At 73.4% G+C, this 11,726-nt stretch carries 12 protein-coding genes; 6 read left to right on the forward strand and 6 right to left on the reverse strand.

What is annotated here, in order from left to right:
* Window positions 1-123: 123 nt before the first annotated feature.
* On the forward strand, window positions 124-759 hold the full coding sequence (locus AC3EO4_RS18865; RefSeq protein WP_379572457.1) for a LysE family translocator: 636 nt from the start codon (window positions 124-126) through the stop codon (window positions 757-759).
* Between the two features lie 362 nt (window positions 760-1,121).
* Here the strand turns inward: AC3EO4_RS18865 and AC3EO4_RS18870 are convergent, their stop codons facing one another.
* Together AC3EO4_RS18870 and AC3EO4_RS18875 are read right to left on the reverse strand one after the other, a co-directional pair.
* Window positions 1,122-1,646, reverse strand: coding sequence for a GyrI-like domain-containing protein (locus AC3EO4_RS18870; protein WP_379572458.1), 525 nt, complete (start codon window positions 1,644-1,646; stop codon window positions 1,122-1,124).
* A complete protein-coding gene (locus AC3EO4_RS18875) occupies window positions 1,640-2,473 on the reverse strand; it encodes a MerR family transcriptional regulator (RefSeq protein WP_431896851.1) in 834 nt (277 codons plus the stop codon). The genes AC3EO4_RS18870 and AC3EO4_RS18875 overlap by 7 nt, the downstream gene beginning before the upstream one ends.
* An 81-nt stretch (window positions 2,474-2,554) precedes the next feature.
* Between AC3EO4_RS18875 and AC3EO4_RS18880 the strand changes: the two genes are divergently transcribed.
* Window positions 2,555-3,310: a MerR family transcriptional regulator gene (locus tag AC3EO4_RS18880; protein WP_431896853.1), complete on the forward strand. Its 756-nt coding sequence runs from the start codon at window positions 2,555-2,557 to the stop codon at window positions 3,308-3,310.
* Window positions 3,311-3,343: 33 nt separating this feature from the next.
* Here AC3EO4_RS18880 and AC3EO4_RS18885 read toward each other — a convergent pair whose 3' ends face one another.
* Entirely contained in the window at window positions 3,344-4,144 is an 801-nt protein-coding gene (locus tag AC3EO4_RS18885) for a putative protein N(5)-glutamine methyltransferase (RefSeq protein WP_431896855.1), read from the reverse strand.
* Window positions 4,145-4,374: 230 nt separating this feature from the next.
* Window positions 4,375-5,748 carry a pyridoxal phosphate-dependent decarboxylase family protein gene (locus tag AC3EO4_RS18890; RefSeq protein ID WP_431896857.1) on the reverse strand — a complete coding sequence of 458 codons (1,374 nt, stop codon included), beginning with the start codon at window positions 5,746-5,748 and terminating at the stop codon, window positions 4,375-4,377.
* An 88-nt stretch (window positions 5,749-5,836) separates the two neighbouring features.
* On the opposite strand from AC3EO4_RS18890, the gene AC3EO4_RS18895 reads away from it, so the two are divergent.
* From AC3EO4_RS18895 to AC3EO4_RS18910, 4 genes are all read left to right on the forward strand, one after another.
* Complete coding sequence (locus AC3EO4_RS18895; protein WP_379572463.1) at window positions 5,837-7,201, forward strand: aminotransferase-like domain-containing protein; 1,365 nt, start codon at window positions 5,837-5,839, stop codon at window positions 7,199-7,201.
* Between the two features lie 92 nt (window positions 7,202-7,293).
* Entirely contained in the window at window positions 7,294-8,721 is a 1,428-nt protein-coding gene (locus AC3EO4_RS18900; RefSeq protein WP_431896859.1) for an MFS transporter, read from the forward strand.
* 198 nt (window positions 8,722-8,919) lie between these two features.
* A complete protein-coding gene (locus AC3EO4_RS18905) occupies window positions 8,920-9,132 on the forward strand; it encodes a hypothetical protein (protein WP_379572465.1) in 213 nt (70 codons plus the stop codon).
* Between the two features lie 9 nt (window positions 9,133-9,141).
* Window positions 9,142-9,777, forward strand: coding sequence for a TetR/AcrR family transcriptional regulator (locus AC3EO4_RS18910; protein ID WP_431896860.1), 636 nt, complete (start codon window positions 9,142-9,144; stop codon window positions 9,775-9,777).
* On the opposite strand, the gene AC3EO4_RS18915 is transcribed toward AC3EO4_RS18910, so the two are convergent.
* Complete coding sequence (locus tag AC3EO4_RS18915) at window positions 9,737-10,561, reverse strand: alpha/beta fold hydrolase (RefSeq protein ID WP_431896861.1); 825 nt, start codon at window positions 10,559-10,561, stop codon at window positions 9,737-9,739. The genes AC3EO4_RS18910 and AC3EO4_RS18915 overlap by 41 nt on opposite strands.
* 67 nt (window positions 10,562-10,628) lie before the next feature.
* Window positions 10,629-11,645 (reverse strand): DUF4037 domain-containing protein, encoded by a 1,017-nt coding sequence (locus tag AC3EO4_RS18920; protein ID WP_379572468.1) that lies wholly within the window; start codon window positions 11,643-11,645, stop codon window positions 10,629-10,631.
* Between the last annotated feature and the right edge of the window lie 81 nt (window positions 11,646-11,726).

An 11,726-nucleotide genomic window follows, 5' to 3' on the forward strand; every position in this document is an offset into this window, starting at 1 on the left:
GCAGGAGGCCGTACGGCACGCGGTGGCCGGCCGCCGTGCTGGGCGCGTGGTCGGCCTCTGTCCAGGGGTACGCGTGCTCGGGGGCGCGTGCCCGGGGTCGGCGACGGAAGGCATCATGGGGGCATGACTTCGGCTTTGTTGTCGTTCGCGCTCGTCGCGGCGTTTCTCACGATCGTTCCAGGGTTGGACACGGCGCTGGTGCTGCGTTCGGCGTTGACGCAGGGCAGGCGGCAGGCGTTCGCGACCGCGCTGGGCATCAACACGGGCGTGCTGGTGTGGGGTGTGGCGGCGGCGGCCGGGTTGTCGGCGTTGCTGACGGCTTCGCAGGTGGCTTTCACGGTGTTGCGGTACGCGGGGGCGGCCTACATGGTGTGGTTCGGCGTGTCGATGATCGTCAGGGCGCGGCGTGAGGGGCCGGCCTCTGCGGTGGGGGCGCCCGCCGCGCGGGAGGGGGACGGCGGTGTGGTGGCGGCGTGGGCCAGGGGCGCGTTGACGAACCTGCTCAACCCGAAGATCGGTGTCTTCTATGTGGCGTTGTTGCCGCAGTTCCTGCCGCAGGAGGCGCCGCCGCTGGTCGGTGGGCTGCTGCTGGCGCTGGTGCACAATCTCGAGGGCATGGTGTGGTTCGCGCTGCTGATCGCCGGGGCGGGGGTGGCACGCTCGTGGCTGGAGCGGCCCTGGGCGCGCCGGGTGATCGACGGGGTGACCGGTACGGTGCTGGTGGGTTTCGGGGTGCGGCTGGCGCTGTCGCCGCAGTAGCACGGCGGGGCATGGGGGTATGGCGGAGGTGCTGTCCGGCCGGTGAGGTTCGTCCTCTGGGTATGGCGGCGAAGGTGCTGTCCGGCTGGCGACGTCGCTCCCCTGCCGTGGGGTGCTGTTCGCGGGCGGGCGTCAGCTGCGGATGGCGGGGGTGAGGCGCAGGGCGAGCTGGTTGTGGGATCGCTCCACAGTGGGTGCGGCCGACCGCCGTGCGGCATGCCCGGCTTCCCCACCGCGGCGGCGGCCATGATGGGGAAGCCGGGTACCGGCCTGCCTCGAAAGGAGCCCTCGGCGAGCCGCGCTGGCAGCGGCCGGGCCAGGTGGGCAAGCGGTCAGATAAGCAGGCGGGCAGGTGCAGGTGGTCAGCCGATGGCCGCCGCGCTCCTGACAGGCTGGCGCAGCACGGTGCGCATCTTGGCGGGGTCGCTCTCCCGCAGGTCCGACAGGTAGACCTCATGGTGCAGGCCGTTGGGGACCAGGCCGTTGGCGTCCATGTACTCCTGCATGGCCGCCAGCGTCACGTGCTCCTCGCTGTAGGGGCCCTCGTGCATCAGTTCCACGCACTCCCCCTCGGTGAAGGTGACCACCTGTACCCGGTCGACCGCCGCGCCGGAGGGCCGGGCCGACTCCCTGGCCGCCTCCATCGTGCCGGGCTCGGGCGCCGCGGGCAGCGGCAGGTGCAGGTGCCAGCGCCACTGCTCGCGCGGCACGCTCAGCGGGGGCCTGGAGTCCTCGACCCACCAGCGGCCCTCCATCGGGCCGATGGGGGCGTTCATGGCGCCGGCGACGGTGTAGAGGGCGGAGATCGCGGCGGCGTGCTCGGTGCCGCCTGGTTCGCCCACACCGGTGACGGTCAGGGCGGTGACGGGGCCGTAGCTGGTCAACATGGTCGTTCCTCCAGGGGAATCTGTATGTGGGTGATGAGCTGGTCAGGTGGGGTGCGGCCGGGGTCGGAGGCGTACACCTCGCGGATCGGGCCGCTCACCGGGTGGCCGCGTTCGGCGCACCACGACAGCAGGGCGTGGGAGGTCAGCGCGATCTGGTCGTAGGGGCCGACGTGGGTGACCTGGGCGAAGCGGCCTCCCTGCAGCACGCGCGGGATCGCGCCCGCGACCGGTGCACCGGTCACCAGCGCCACCTCGACCGTGCAGGGTTCGGCCAGTTCGACGGGGAACAGCCCGATCAGCTCGGGCCCCCGCTCCCCCGCCTCGCCTGTACGGCCCGGGTCCTGCGTGCCTTCCTGGGCGCCTGTGACGCCCGTCGCCCAGGTGGCCACGAGCCTGGCCACGCAGGCCGAGGTGGCCCTGCCGATGTCCAGGTCGCCGGCGGCCTGCTCGGCCGTCACCGCCACCAGCAGCGACGGCACCTCCACCTCGACGACGCGGGCGGCGGGCAGTCCTTCACGCATGAGCCGTTCCAGTGAGGCCAGGGTGCGCCGCCGCCGCTGCAGCTCGGCTTCCAGATCGTCGCGGACGTGGCCGAGCGCGCCTGCCGTACCTGACAGGACCTGGCCGATGACCGCCAGTGGCACGTCGAGTGAACGCAGCAACCCGATCGACAGCGCCTGGCGGGCCTGTGACGGGTGGTAGTAGCGGTAGCCGCTGTCCTCATCGACGTGGGCGGGCGTCAGCAGGCCGAGCTCGGCGTAGTGCCGCAGCTGTTTGACGCTGAGCCTGCTGAGACGGGCGAACTGCCCGATCGGCAGAAGATCCATGGCTCAAGCATGGACTCTCCTGTGATGGGAGAGTCCAGCGGCGGTTGACCCTCACGTTGGGTGAGGGTTCATGCTGGGGGCATGAGCTTCTCCGTGGGGCAGGTCGCGCGCCTGGCCGGGGTGACGGTCCGCACGCTGCATCACTACGACGAGCTCGGGCTGCTGTCGCCGTCCGAGCGTAGCGGCGCGGGCTACCGCCGCTACGCCGAGGCCGATCTGGAACGGCTGCAGCAGGTGCTGTTCTACCGGGAGCTCGGGTTCGGGCTGGAGGAGATCGCGGCGATCCTCGATGATCCCGCCAGCGACGAGATGACGCATCTGCGGCGCCAGCACGAACTGCTGACGCTGCGCATCGGCAGGCTGCGCGACATGGTGGCGGCGGTGGAGATCGCGATGGAGGCGCGCAGCAGGAACATCGCGCTGACGCCCGAGGAACGCTTCGAGGTGTTCGGCGACTTCCGTCCCGAGGAGCACGAGGCCGAGGCCGAGCGGCGCTGGGGCGGCGGCGAGGAGTACGCCGAAAGCCGCCGCAGGGTCGCCGCCTACACCAAGGCCGACTGGCTGCAGCTGCAGGCCGAGGGGGCCGGCATCGTCGCCGATCTGGTGGCGGCGATGAAGGCGGGCCTGCCCGCGGACGCCGAGCAGGTGATGGACCTGGCCGAACGGCACCGCGGGTACATCAGCCGCTGGTTCTACCCGTGCACGCCCGCCATTCACCGGGGGCTGGGCCAGCTGTATGTGAGCGATCCGCGCTTCACCGCCACGTTCGAGGCGATGGCGCCGGGCCTGGCGGCCTACCTGTGCGCGGCGGTCGAGGCCAACGCCGCCCGCCTGTGACCTGACGGCCGGGCAGGCGGGCGGCGCGCCGGGTCACGGGAGGGGGGCGGTTCCGATGACGACGGTGGCGTACAGCTCCTCGCAGGAGGCCTCGCGGGCGTGCAGGCCGTTGCCGGTGAAGGTCCGCACGGCGTGCGGCGCCTGCCTCCCGCTGGTCTCCACCAGCAGGCTCCCTCCTGGCGCGAGCCAGCCGGGCGCGGCGGCCGTCACCCTGCGCATGACCTCCAGGCCGTCGGCTCCGCCGTCGAGCGCCACCCGCGGCTCGTGGACGCGGGCTTCGGCCGGCAGCAGTTCGACGTCGCGGCTGGGGACGTAGGGGACGTTGGCGATCAGGACGTCGACGCGGCCCATCAGGTGCGGGGGCAGCGGCTCGAACAGGTCGCCCTGGTGGACGTGCCCGCCGAAGTCGGCGAGGTTACGGCGGGCGCAGCGTACCGCGGCCGCTTCGATGTCGGCGGCGTGCAGTTCGATGTCGGGGACGGCGGTGGCGACGGCGGCTCCCAGGGCGCCGGACCCGCAGCACAGGTCGACGACGACCGCGGGGCGGCCTGGGCGGCCGGCGGCCTGGGCCAGTTCGATCGCCTGGCGGGCGAGGAACTCGGTGCGGCGGCGGGGGACGAACACGCGGGGGTCGACGGCCACGCGCAGGCCGCAGAACTCCGCCCAGCCCAGGACGTGTTCCAGCGGCAGGCCGGCGGCGCGCCGCTCGACCATGGCGGTCAGTTCGGCGGGGGTGGTGGCGGCGGTCAGGAGCAGTTCGGCCTCGTCCTCGGCGAAGACGCAGCCCGCGGAGCGGAGGGTGGAGACGATGAGGGACAACGATGGTGCCGGCATGAGCGCCTTTCGGAAAATGCCTGTGGGCGCTCCCTCCGGTGTCACGCGCGGGTGGCGGACCGGACGGCTGTGAGGTGGGAGCACCCAGCCTGATGTGGCGAAATGGGTCTCACCTCCTCGGTCGGAGCACTCTCGTTCGGAGCACTGCTGGGGTTCGTCACCATACCGGAGGGGTTGGCGCGCCGGCGCGCGGGGGTGTCCGGAGGTCGGCGGTCACCGACGCGGCGGGCTCACAGCAGCCGTCGCAGGGTGTCGGCCGCCCGTCGCGCATCCGAGGGGGTGGTCCGCCAGTTGCTGAAGGCCGCCCGCAGCGCGGGGACGCCGTCCAGGACGGTGGGGGTGAGGAAGACCTCGGGGGCCGCCGCCTCGGCCAGGGCGGCCAGGCGTTGCGATGTCGGGTCGTGCTCCAGGGTGAAGCAGACGACGTTCAGCCGTACGGGGGCCAGCAGCCGCAGCCCGGCGGTTGCCTCGACGGCCTGGCCGAGGGTGCGGGCGCAGGCCAGGCAGCGTTCGACGATCTCCTTGTGGCCCTCGCGTCCGTAGGCGCGCAGGGTGAACCAGGTCGCCAGCGCGCGCATGCGGCGGGAGTTCTCCGGGCTCAGGTGCACCAGGTCGGGGGTGTCGCCGAGCGGCCCGAGGTAGGCGGCGGCGTTCTGGAAGACGCGGGCCTGCAGGTCGCGGCGGCGGGTGAAGTGCACGGCGCTGTCGTAGGGGACGTTGAGCCATTTGTGCAGGTCCACGCAGACCGAGTCGGCCTGGTCCAGGGCGGCGAGGAGGTGGGCGTGCTCGGCGGACAGGGCGGCGAAGGCGCCGAAGGCGGCATCGACGTGCAGCCAGAACGCGTGCCGTCGTTTCAGGTCGGCGACGGCGCGCAGGTCGTCGAAGTCGACGGTGTTGACCGTGCCGGCGTTGGCGACGACCACGCAGGGCCCCTGCGCCTGCTCCAGGGCGCGTTCGAGCGCGGCGGGGTCGACGGCTTCGCGGCCGGGCAGCAGCGCCACCGTGGTCAGGCTGTCGCGGCCCATGCCGAGCATGGACAGCGCCTTGGCGATGCTGGAGTGCGCGCTGCCGGACAGCACCCGCACGGGGCCGAGCGCGGCCGTGCCCGCGTCGGCGACCGAGACGCCCCGGCTTTCGCCGAGCCATTCGCGGGCGATCGCCAGGCCGACGGTGTTGGACATGGTGGCGCCGCTGACGAAGACGCCCTGGTGGGCGGGGCTGAGGCCGAACAGCTCGCGCAGCCATCCGACGGTTTCGCGTTCCAGGTGCTGGCCGGTGGGGTCCAGCGACGACATGGCGTTCTGGTCGACGGTGGCGGTCAGCCAGTCGCCGGCCAGCGCGGCGGGGGTGACGCCGCCGGTGACGAAGCCGAGGTAGCGGGGTCCCGCGCTGGCCGACAGCCCGGGTTCCCAGCGCCGTGCGAACTCCTCCAGGGCGCCCTCCAGCCCGATCCCCGTGGACGGCAGCGCCGTCGGCTCGGGGGCCGGCCACGCGGGTACGACCGGCCGCTCGGCCAGGCCGTCCAGGAACGTGGTGGCGCGTCGGCGGGTGCTGTCCAGCAGGGCCGGCAGCCGGGCGAGGTCTCCGGCCAGGTGCGAATCCACGTGCGGTGCTCCTTACAGGTCGTTTCGGTTGCCGACCATAGCCGCCGGTCCCGCCCACGGCCTGGTCCAATCATGGGAAACTGGACCAATGCAGGCGGGTGAGGAGCGGCTGGTCGCGGCGCTCGGCCAGTGGCGGCGGCCAGGGGTTGTGCTGGTGGCCGCGCTGGCCGCCGCGGTGCGCGAGGCGGTGCTCGACGGCAGGCTGCGAACCGGCGGCCGTCTGCCCGCCGAGCGGCGCCTGGCCGCCGCGCTCGGCGTCAGCCGGGGCACCGTGGTCGCCGCCCTGACCGAGTTGCGCGAGGGCGGCTGGGTGCGGACGCGGCAGGGCAGCGCCAGCACGCTGCGGCTGCCGCCGCCGTTGGCCGAGCCGATCGCGCCGGTGTCGGCCAGCGGCGCCATGGGGGTGATCGACCTGCGCAGGGCCGTGCCCGCCGCGCCGCAGGAGGCCTTCCATGCGGCGATGCTGCGCGTGTGTGAGCAGGCGGGTCCCGTCCTGGCCGAGGACGGCGAGCCCGGCCCGGGCCTGGCCTCGCTGCGCTCGCTCATCGCCCGTCGCTACACCGGGCAGGGTCTGGCTACCCTGCCGGAGCAGATCCTGATCACCTCGGGGGCGCGGGCGGCTTTCGCGCTGCTGTGCGCGTACCTGCGGCCCCGGGTGGCCGCGGTCGAGAGCCCCACCTTCTTCGACGTGCTGTCGCTGCTGCGCGGCGCGGGGAGCACGGCGATCACGGTGGCCCCGTTCGGGGTCGGTTCGCAGGGGTGGGATCTGGACCAGCTGGCCGACGCCTTCGCCGCCGCGCGTGGCGGGCTGGCCTATCTGACGCCCGACTTCCACAACCCGACCGGCGCCCTGATGACGGTCTCGGCGCGCCGTACGGTGGCCGAGCTTGCCGCGCGCGAGCGGATCACGCTGATCGCCGACGAGACGCTGCGCGAGCTCGACCTGCGCGCCGATCCCGCGCCGCCGCCCAGGATCGGCGGGGCGGTGCTGATCGGGTCGGCCAGCAAGACGCTGTGGGGCGGCTTGCGTATCGGCTGGGTCCGCGGTCCCGCTTCGCTGATCGGGCGGCTCGGCGCGCACCCGCTGTGCGGGCCGTTGAGCGCGGCGCCGACCCAGCAGTTGCTGGCCGTGGAGCTGCTGGCCGGACTCGAGCCTCTGCTTGTGCGGCGCAGGGCCGAGCTGCGCCGCAGGCGTGATCATCTGGCCGGCCTACTGGCCGGTGACGAGCGCTGGCACTTCGCCCTTCCGCAGGGCGGGCTGGCGCTGTGGCTGCGGTTGAGCGGCGCGCGGGCCGACGAGGTGGCCGCCGCGATGGGCAGGGAGGGAGTGAGCCTGACGCCCGGGCCCCGCTTCGCGGCCGACGCGACGCTCATCCATCATCTGCGCGTGCCCTACACCCCGGCGCTGCCTGCGCTGGAGCGGGTGGCCGCCGCCCTGGCCGCCGCGTGCTGAGCGCCCCACACCGATCGATAGTGAACGTTGCGTCTCCAAAAGGTGAAGCGTAGCCTCCTTAGAGAACGAGCCGTTTCCTAAAAGGGGTCGTGATGCGCCGATCGGTCGTCCTCGTCCTGCCAGGACTCGTGCTGGCCATGCTGCTCGGCGCCCTCGACCAGACGATCATGACCCCGGCGCTGCCGTCGATCGCCGCCGACCTCGGCGGCCTGCACCAGATGCCCGCCGTCGTCACCGCCTACCTCGTCGCCGCCACCGTCGTCATGCCCGTCTACGGCAAGCTTGGCGACCGCTTCGGCCGCAAACCCGTCATGCAGGCCGCGATCATCGTCTTCGTGGCCGGCGCGCTGCTGTGCTCCCTGGCCTCCTCCATGCCGCAGCTGGTCGCCTTCCGAGCGCTGCAGGGCATGGGCGGCGGCGGCCTCATGATCGGCGCGCAGGCCGTCATCGGCGAGCTCGTCTCGCCCCGCGAACGCGGCCGCTATCTCGGCTTCATCGGCGCCGCCTACGTCGTGGCCGCCGTCGGCGGCCCGCTGCTCGGCGGCTTCTTCGTCGACCGGCTCACCTGGCGGTGGATCTTCGCGATCTATCCGCCCCTCGGCCTGCTGGCCTTCGTGCTGCTGACCCTCACCCTGCACCTGCCCCGCCCCACGACGAACTCCACGATGAGCTCCACTGCGAGCTCCGCTGGGCGGCCGCCGATCGACTACGCCGGCACCATCGCCCTGGCGGCGGCGGTGGTCGGTCTGGTGCTGCTCGGCCAGACCCGCCACCCGGCCTGGCTGACCGTGGCCCTCGCGGGCGCGGCCGTCTGGCTGGTGACCGCCAGACGGGCCGCAGACCCCGTACTGCCACTGCGGCTGTTTCGCCGGCGCGCCTTCGCCATCCCGGTGGCCATCAGCTTCCTCATCGGCTTCGCCCTGTTCGGCACCCTCACCTACCTGCCGGCCTTCCTGCAGATCGCGCTCGGCGCCGGCGCCGCCCAAGCGGGGCTGGTGGTGACCGCGCTGATGGCCGGGGTGCTGGCGACCACGATCGCCAGCGGCCGCCTGATCACCCGCACCGGCCGCTACAAGCCCTACCCAGTGGCCGGCACGGCACTGGCCGGCGCGGGCCTGGCCCTGCTGTCCCTCCTGTCGACCGGCCTGTACAGCGCGCCCCGGCCCGGCGCGCTCGCCGCCGTCGCGGCGGCCATGGCGCTCGTCGGGCTCGGCGTCGGCCTGGTGATGCAGGTGATGGTGCTGGCCACGCAGAACGCCGTCGACTACGCCGACCTCGGCACCGCCACCTCCTCGGTGACCTTCCTGCGCCAGATCGGCGCCTCGGCGGGCGTCGCGGCGGCCGGCACGCTCATCACCTGGCGCATGGACGGCGGCCACAGCCAGGCGGCGGCACTCGGCCAGGCCATGCCGCTGGTGTTCGCCCTGATGACGCCGCTGCTGGCGGCGGCGTTCGCGCTGGCGATCCTGCTGCCCGTGCGGGAGCTGCGCACCAACGCCCACGTGGAGGAGCGCGTATGAGACCACTGGCGCGCCTGAAGGACGTCGGCGGGGACGCTCGCGAGGATACGGTGGCGCCGGCCGCAGGCAAGGGCGCCAACCTGGGTGAGCTGATCGGCGCGGGGCTTCCCGTCCCTGACGGCTTCGTCATCACCACCGACGCCCACGCCGGGGTCGCCGCCCAGGTGCCGGCCGAGCCGTCCGCCGGCGATCGTCGCGGTGCGCTCCAGCGCCTCCGCGCAGGACCTGCCAGGCTCGGCCTTCGCCGACCGGCAGGACACCATCCTCAACGTGGTGTTCACCGGCGACCCCGTCACCGTCAACCCCGTCACCGGCGCCCGCGACCGGATCGTGGTGGAGGCCAGCAGGCGTCCTGTCCACCGGGCAGGTCGTCACCGTCGACGGGCGCGCGGGACTCCTCACCGTTCCTAGGATCTAGACATGGTCACCGACCACCGCAAACAGCCCCGCCGACGCGGCGACAAGCTCAACGCCGCCATCTTCGAGGCCGTGCTCGCCGAACTGGCCGAGGTCGGCTACGCGGGGATGACGATGGAACGGGTCGCCGAACGGGCGAGGACCGGCAAGGCGTCGCTGTATCGGCGCTGGTCCAGCCGCATGGAGCTGGCGATGGAGGCCGTCTACCACGCCATGCCCGACCCATCGCGGCCCGAGGAGACCGGCAGCCTGCGCGGCGACCTGCTTGCGCTGCTGCGCCGCAACGCCGACCTGCTGGCGGGGCCCGCCGGTGAGGCGCTGCGCGGGCTGCTGTCGGAAGGGCTGGCCGACCGGTCACGCATGGCCGAGCTGCGCCGCCTGTCGCACGGCAGCAGCCGCATGGCGATGGCCGAGGTGGTACGCAGAGCCGTCGAGCGCGGCGAGATGGACGCCAGCGCGGTGACCCCGCGCAGACTGGAGGCGGGCCAGGCGATGCTGCGCCACCAGTTCCTGTCCCACGGCGTGCCCATCCCCGACCAGGCGCTCGAGGAGATCGTGGACGAGGTGCTGGTTCCGCTGCTGCTCAGCCCTGCCACGCCTACGGCCGGCCTGCCAGCCACTCCGTCAGCAGCGCCGTGACCCGCTCGGGCCGCTCCAGCGGCGGCAGGTGACCGGTGGCGGGCAGGTCGACGCGGCGGGCCCCTTCGATGCCCGCCGCCAGCAGGTCCGACACCTGCTGGATGCCCGGCACGTCGGCCAGCCCGTTGATCACCAGCGTCGGCGCCCGCACCTTGCCCAGCCTGCCGGCCGCCGGCGGGTCCAGCAGCCGCTCGGGCAGGGCCGGGCCGCGCCACAGCCGCTCGAAGACGCCCTCGCACATCGTCACCGCCCGCTCCCACACCTGCCGCGACAGGTCCTCGCGCCCCCGCTCGGGGCCGGCGACCTGCCACAGCACCTGGGCCCGCGCCATCGCCCGCGCGTCACCCTCCTCGACGTCGGCGCCGCCCTGCCGGTAGCGGGCCAGGCGTTCGGCCGGCACCGCGCTGTGCACGCGCTCGCGGGCCTGGGCCAGCATGTCCTGCGGCCAGACGTGCCCGGCCAGGCCCGAGGCGATCAACGCCAGGGCGCTCACCCGGCCGGGGGCGGCCAGCGCCGCCTCCACCGCGTACGCGCCGCCCATCGAACAGCCCACCAGCGCCGCCCGCTCGACGCCGAGCCCGTCCATCAGCGCCAGCAGGTCCTCGTGGTGGCACAGGTCCTGCCCGGGATCCTGCGACAGGCCGTAGCCGCGCCAGTCGTAGCGGATGACCCGGTGGGAGGCGGCCAGCGCGGCGAACTGGTGGTCCCACATGCGCCGGTCGGCGATGCCGGCGTGGATCAGGATCACCGCGGGCCCCTGACCGGCCTCGTCGTAGCTCAGCATGCCCGCAACCTAGCTCCCCCGCGCCGCTGCCGCGATCATGTTCGCTGCCGGCTTGCGCGCGGGCGACTCAGGCGGCCGCCTGTGACGGGCTCAGCGCCGCGCGCGTCAACGCCCTGGCCCTGGCGGGCACGGTCAGCACGTCCACGCTGTCGCACAGCTGGTCGACGCTGCCCGTCGGCGGCAGCGCGCCGACCTGCGGGTCACGGATCGACTCCAGCAGGGACGCGGCGAACCGGTCACCGCCGATCACCTGAAACGGCCGGGAATGAAAACCCCGCACGCCCGGATCCAGCGGCGCGGTCAGGGCGATCCTGTTGTGCACGGCGGCCAGCCGCTGGTACGCCTCGCACAACGCCTGCTCCCTGTCACGGTAGGAACGGGCCTGCAACGCCCCCGTCAGGGACCGGCCCAGCTCGGCGGCCCCCGACAGGCGAGCCAGCGCGCTGCCCAGCCACTTGGCATACGGCGGATACCGCTTGCGCTGCAGCAACGCCAGCCGCATCACCTGCCGCACCAGCCCGGCCGCCAGCGCCGCCGAACCCAGCTCGTCGCCCACCTCCGCGCACCGGCCGGGAAAGGACTCCTCCGCGCCGATACGCCGCCACTGGCAGGCCAGCACATACCGCCACACGTCCTCGGGATACCAGCGCAGCGCCCGCCGTACGGCGTGCAGCTCGCCGAGCCCGTCATGGAAGACCTCACCCCCGGTGACCTCGGCCAGCGCCTGCCAGCTCGCCGACAACCAGTCCAGCGCCGTGATCGGCTCACGCGGATCGAAGCCGAGCCGTCCCCTCAGCCACCCGCCCAGCTCCTCCACCCGCACGCCATGGCGCAGCGCCCCCCGCTGGGCGAACACCGTCGGATACCCGCCGAAGGAGGCAGGCAGACCCGCCGTCACCCGCGCCTCCACCTCGGCGACCGCCTCCGGCTGCACGAACAGCAACACCCGCGGCCCCCAGTCGTGGTCGGCGCTGCGCTCGGTGTCGAACGCCTGCACCTCCGACCCCGGGCCGATCAGCGCGGCACTGTGCGCCACCCCGGCCGCCAGCGGCGAGACCACCTCGGCGTAGAAGGCGCGGCTCAACTCAAGACCAGGAACAAATCCAGACATCACTATGTCAACTGTGCCTGACCGCAACCGGAACCTCACCCGGTTTTCCCCGCC

The sequence above is a fragment of the Nonomuraea sp. bgisy101 genome (genome assembly GCF_057708945.1).